Annotated in this window: 7 protein-coding genes; all 7 read left to right on the top strand. The window is 52.7% G+C overall.

Annotated elements, in window-relative coordinates; all coding sequences use genetic code 11:
* Positions 1–268, top strand: a 268-nt coding sequence (locus A3754_RS27385) for a peptidylprolyl isomerase (RefSeq protein WP_369817583.1), incomplete at its 5' end; no start/stop codon positions are given.
* 121 nt (positions 269–389) lie between these two features.
* Positions 390–1325: a 4-hydroxy-3-methylbut-2-enyl diphosphate reductase gene (ispH, locus tag A3754_RS06215; protein WP_063519104.1), complete on the top strand. Its 936-nt coding sequence runs from the start codon at positions 390–392 to the stop codon at positions 1323–1325.
* Positions 1326–1575: 250 nt separating this feature from the next.
* Complete coding sequence (locus A3754_RS06210; protein WP_063519103.1) at positions 1576–2049, top strand: GspH/FimT family protein; 474 nt, start codon at positions 1576–1578, stop codon at positions 2047–2049.
* Positions 2046–2570: a type IV pilus modification protein PilV gene (pilV, locus tag A3754_RS06205; protein ID WP_063519102.1), complete on the top strand. Its 525-nt coding sequence runs from the start codon at positions 2046–2048 to the stop codon at positions 2568–2570. Before A3754_RS06210 ends, pilV begins: the two co-directional genes overlap by 4 nt.
* Positions 2567–3298 carry a PilW family protein gene (locus A3754_RS06200; RefSeq protein ID WP_197468507.1) on the top strand — a complete coding sequence of 244 codons (732 nt, stop codon included), beginning with the start codon at positions 2567–2569 and terminating at the stop codon, positions 3296–3298. The genes pilV and A3754_RS06200 overlap by 4 nt, the downstream gene beginning before the upstream one ends.
* An 18-nt stretch (positions 3299–3316) precedes the next feature.
* The gene (locus tag A3754_RS06195; protein WP_063519100.1) at positions 3317–3832 is read left to right on the top strand and encodes a PilX N-terminal domain-containing pilus assembly protein; all 516 of its coding nucleotides are present in this window, start codon (positions 3317–3319) and stop codon (positions 3830–3832) included.
* Positions 3833–3849: 17 nt separating this feature from the next.
* The coding region (locus tag A3754_RS06190; protein ID WP_156496851.1) for a VWA domain-containing protein at positions 3850–4969 on the top strand (1120 nt) is incomplete at its 3' end.

The following is a 4969-nucleotide window of genomic DNA, read 5'->3' as shown; positions in this document are numbered from 1 at the left end:
CGCCAAGGCGTTCGGCGAGTATAACGAGCAGAATGTGCAGCATTTCACCCGCGACACCTTCGCCGAGCACGATTCCCTGGAGCCCGGCATGGTGCTGAGTTTCGCCGATGCGGCCGGTGCCGAACTGCCAGGCGTGATCGCCAAGGCGGACGATGAGTGGGTGATGGTGGATTTCAATCATCCGCTGGCAGGCCGGGATCTCACCTTTGAAGTGGAAATTATCGGTATCGAGCGTCACGCCCCCGAGCAGCCATTTAAAATCAGTTGATAGTTGACAGTGGAAAGTTGACAGTTAACTGAAGAGAAGTCATTGCTGGTATCGGCATTCGTTTGGCGGAAGGCCGTTGGTTTTCCGCTATCAATTATCAACTATCAACTGTCAACTGCTTATGGAAGTTCGTCTCGCTAATCCCCGTGGCTTCTGTGCTGGCGTGGATCGTGCCATCGATATCGTCAACCGCGCCCTGGAGGTATTCGGCCCGCCGATCCATGTCCGTCACGAAGTGGTGCATAACCGCTATGTGGTGGAAGACCTGCGTCAGCGAGGTGCCGTGTTTGTGGAAGAACTGCACGAAGTGCCGGACGACGCCATTGTCATTTTCAGCGCCCACGGCGTCTCCAAAGCGGTGCAGGAAGAGGCCGAGCGGCGCCAGCTGCAGGTTTTCGATGCCACCTGCCCGCTGGTCACCAAGGTGCATATGGAAGTCATTCGGTATGCCCGTGAAGGCCGTGAAAGCATCCTGATTGGTCATGCTGGCCATCCAGAAGTGGAAGGCACCATGGGCCAGTACGATACATCCTATGGGGGCGACATCTATCTGGTGGAAGACGAAGCCGACGTGGCAAGCCTGACGGTGCGCGATGAAAGCAAACTGGCTTTCGTCACCCAGACCACCCTGAGTGTGGATGATACCGCCAGAGTCATTGATGCCCTGCGCCAGCGTTTTCCGGCGATCCTTGGCCCCAAACGCGAAGATATCTGCTACGCCACCACCAACCGCCAGGATGCCGTACGCCAGCTGGCGCTGGAGTGTGGTCTGGTGCTGGTGGTCGGCTCGGTAAACAGTTCCAACTCCAACCGGCTGCGTGAGCTGGCCGAACGCTGTGGTGCGGATGCCTACCTGATTGACGAGCCGTCGCAGATTGATGCGGACTGGCTGAAAGGTAAAGCCTCTGTTGGTGTCACCGCCGGCGCCAGCGCCCCTGAGGACCTGGTGCAGCAGGTCGTTGCTACACTCAAGAGCTTGGGAGGCAAAGACGCCGAAGAAATCCCCGGCCGTGAAGAAAACATCCGCTTCTCCATGCCCAAGGCGCTACGCCCGTAGCGCCTGTCCCGTCTTTTAGACCGTCCATTCTTCCGCAGCCAAGCCTAGTTCTTTTGGCTAAGCAAAAAAATGCTCTAGTCTACGATTAAAGTGTGAGACCTCTCACACACTAAAGTACCAAAATTCATTATTTTTCAGCAGCTTATACCGTTCGGGTGCGGCAAGGCCCCACTGGTCTCCATTCAATTGATGGTCGGCGGCGCATTGCTAAAGTGATATCCACGTCTATTAAGAATCACTTGGGGCAGGGATGAAGAAACAGGAATCCGGTTTTTCACTGGTCGAGCTAATAGTGTCTTTGCTGGTGTTGAGCGTGTTGTTGGCCTATGCCATTCCTTCTTACCAAAGAGTGACGGCCAGTAATGCGTTGCGCTCCACGGTGGCTGACATGATTACAGCACTGAAAATGGCCAAGATGCAGTCCGTGAGTTTGCGCCAGCAGGTCAGTGTCACGCCGGAGACGGGCACTGACTGGCAAACCGGCTGGGTATTGGATTTTCCTGGAGGCAGTGTAGAAAAAGATCAAACCTTTTTGCCTGCCGGGGATGTGGTGGTTACCCAAACGCTGGGATCCGCCGGGCCGGTATTCAAGCCGGATGGTTTCACCAGCAACACCCCGGTGGCGTTCCGGTTGTGCAACGCGAAAGCCGGGGATAGTGGTCGACTGGTCAGCGTGTCAGTCGTGGGGCGAGTCAGTAGCGAGGATGTCAGTTGCAGCCCATGAGAAAACAACAGCAAGTACAAAAAGTACACACCCAAAGAGGTGTTGGTCTGGTGGAGGTTCTGGTTGCATTGCTGATACTGGCAATTGGAGTACTGGGGTATGCCGGTTTGCAGTTGGCGGCCTTGAAAGGCGCAGAAGAAGCCAATAACCGCTCCCAGGCAACCCTGATCAGCCAGGATGCACTGGAAAGAATTGAATCCAACCGGGCTGAACGAGCCACATACCTTGCGACTGCAAGCTGGCCTGACGCTCCGGTAACACCGGGCGGGGACCCTGAAACTGGCTGCCAAGGGGCAGACTGTTCTGCTGCACAGATGGCCGCGCTGGATATTGCCCAGCTGGCCTGGCTTTCCGGAAATCAGCTGCCAAATGGTCGTGTGCAGGCAGCCCCTTGCAACGGCAACAGCATGAGTTGCGTCATTGTGAGCTGGGGAAAAATGGAGCCGGATGATTGTCTTACCGCGACGGGTATCAACATGGATGAATCTGCAACGTGTGTGGTGCTGGAGGTGTCGCGATGAGAGTTGCACAGAAAGGTTTTAGCCTGGTGGAATTAATGGTCGCCTTGGTGCTCGGTTTGATTGTTACAGCGGCGGCTATCCAGCTTTTTATTACCAATCAGAAAACGTTCGTACTTCAGCAAACTGCGTCGCAGCTGCAGCAGGATAGTCAGCAGGTAATGCGGTTCATGATTAGGGATCTACGTAAAGCGGGTCTTATTTGGGATACGGTCACTGCGACTAGGGATATGGGCATACAGTTTTCTAACTGGAGTGGAGAAATTCCCGCTTCTGCAGAGGGTACGGATAATGATCGCCTGACTCTGGCCTATAACGGAAAAAGTGATTGTGCTGGTAATACGGTGGCGGATTGGACAGAAGTGGCGACAACCTATTACGTAGATGATGAAAGCCTGTATTGCAAGGGTAGCCTTGATACCAATGTAGTGGTTGAGCTGGTTCCGGGAGTGGAAAGTTTTCAGGTCTTGTACGGCATTGACACCAATAGCGATGGAGCCTTGGGGGTGTCGCGTTATGTGACGCAAGACCAAGTGCCGGCAGATACTCCCGTTGTGGCGGTGAAAATAGGGTTGCTGCTGTCCCGGGCAAATGATGCATTGCCTGAAAGTGATGGGACCAGGGAGTTTCATATTCTGGGTGAGACCTTGACAGAGCCAGCGGATCGCGCAATGAGAAAGGCACTTAGCACCACGGTGCGGTTGAGAAATTATGATTGGGATGCAATTTGATATGACGAAGGTGGAGCAATGAACAAGCAAACGGGTGCTGCACTTCTGGTGGCCTTGCTCATTCTGGTGGCGATATCTTTGCTGGGTATCTCGGCCATGAAAACCAGTATGTTTTCCTCCAGGGTATCAACCGGTATGCAGGCCGATGCCATGGTGTTCGAAGGCGCAGAGAGTGCCATTGTTGAGGCGTATGAAGAACTTGATGGCATGAGCACGATTAATCTCTCCAACTTTTTGGGCGGGGACGTTATGACCCGGTGTGTGGTGTCTGACAACCCTCGCAAGGATGGATTGTGTGCGGGTGCTGATTTTATGGATAGTCGTGGTTTGCTCAAGGCGAGTTCAACCTCGCAAGTGAATGGCTTCAGGCTGATTTCCGGTGCGCAGATAAGCTCTACGGGTAATGGCGGGACCTTCGTGGATTACCAGGTGGAAATATCAGGAAACAGCGAGATGGCAACGTTTAATATTGGCGATTTGCATGTGCAGGAATTGCTCAAACGTGGGATTTTGCCAAGTGCTGAAATTCAATAAGGCAGGGGGATAGAACGATGATGTCAGTAAATAGGCTTGCCACAATGCTGTGTCTGGCTCTTTGCCTTCCGATGGCAAATGTATATGCCGATGACACTGAAATTTTCTTTGCGGATGCGGATGCGGACAATAACCAAAATGCGCCGGCTGCCAATGTCATGGTAATGCTGGATAGCTCAGGCAGTATGGCCTGGTGTGAAACCAGTAATTGTCAGCCGGGCGAAGTGCAGCGCATTGATATGACCAAAGAAGCATTCAGCGATATGGTGGATGCGCTGCCGGACCGGGTCAACATGGGGCTTGGTCGTTTTCATAATGGCAATGATGGCAAGGTGATTTTTCCCGTCTCAGAGATGACTGACGGGGGGCGCGCGGCGATCAAATATGCGGTGAATGAAATTTTCCCGACGGGGGGAACGCCGACCTTTACAGCCTACAATGAAATGGGTCGTTATATGCTGGGTAAAGATGCCATTACCAGTAATGGGTTTCCGCAAAACGCCTGTGTGGACATGAGTATTGAAAAAAATTGTGTCACACAACCGGTAACAAATAACCAAGGTGACTTCGTGTATGAAGGGCCTTGGATTAGCGCGCCTGCGTTGACCAGCTGCCAGAACCTTCCTCAGCAGTTTGAGAATTATGATTGCCGTATTTCTTACGGGAATTACCAGCCTTCCGGCGGAGCCTGTGATCCAAACGATGGTAGCTGTGATGTTCGCTATGAAGGGCCGTTTGAGCCTCTAACATCGGGAAGCTGTGATGCAACAAATGAAAATTGTCGTGTTACCAGTTGGTCAAGCTGGAGTGCTTGGGGCACAGGTGGTTCCAACTATTGTAGCAATAATTCCAAGAATCAGGGGTGGTGCCAAGAGCAAACCAGAACAGAGCGAGTTTGTGTCTGGATTTTTTGTCGAGATGTTACGGAGTACCGAAAGCGTACAGCTACAAGCTTTGAGCTTCGTGCCCCAGTGTATTACGAGCGAAGCGAGGAAGTTCAGGTACGCGCCGTAAAACTGGAGCAAGTATGTGGCCAGCCAACAACAACCTGTAATAGCTACGCGCCGATTTATTCCAACGGTGACTATATTTCACCAATGAATTCAGCCAATCAATGTGAGCGCAATTATGTGGTCA

The sequence above is a fragment of the Alcanivorax sp. HI0083 genome, from assembly GCF_001635175.1.
This window is presented reverse-complemented; position numbering and strand designations above follow the sequence as displayed.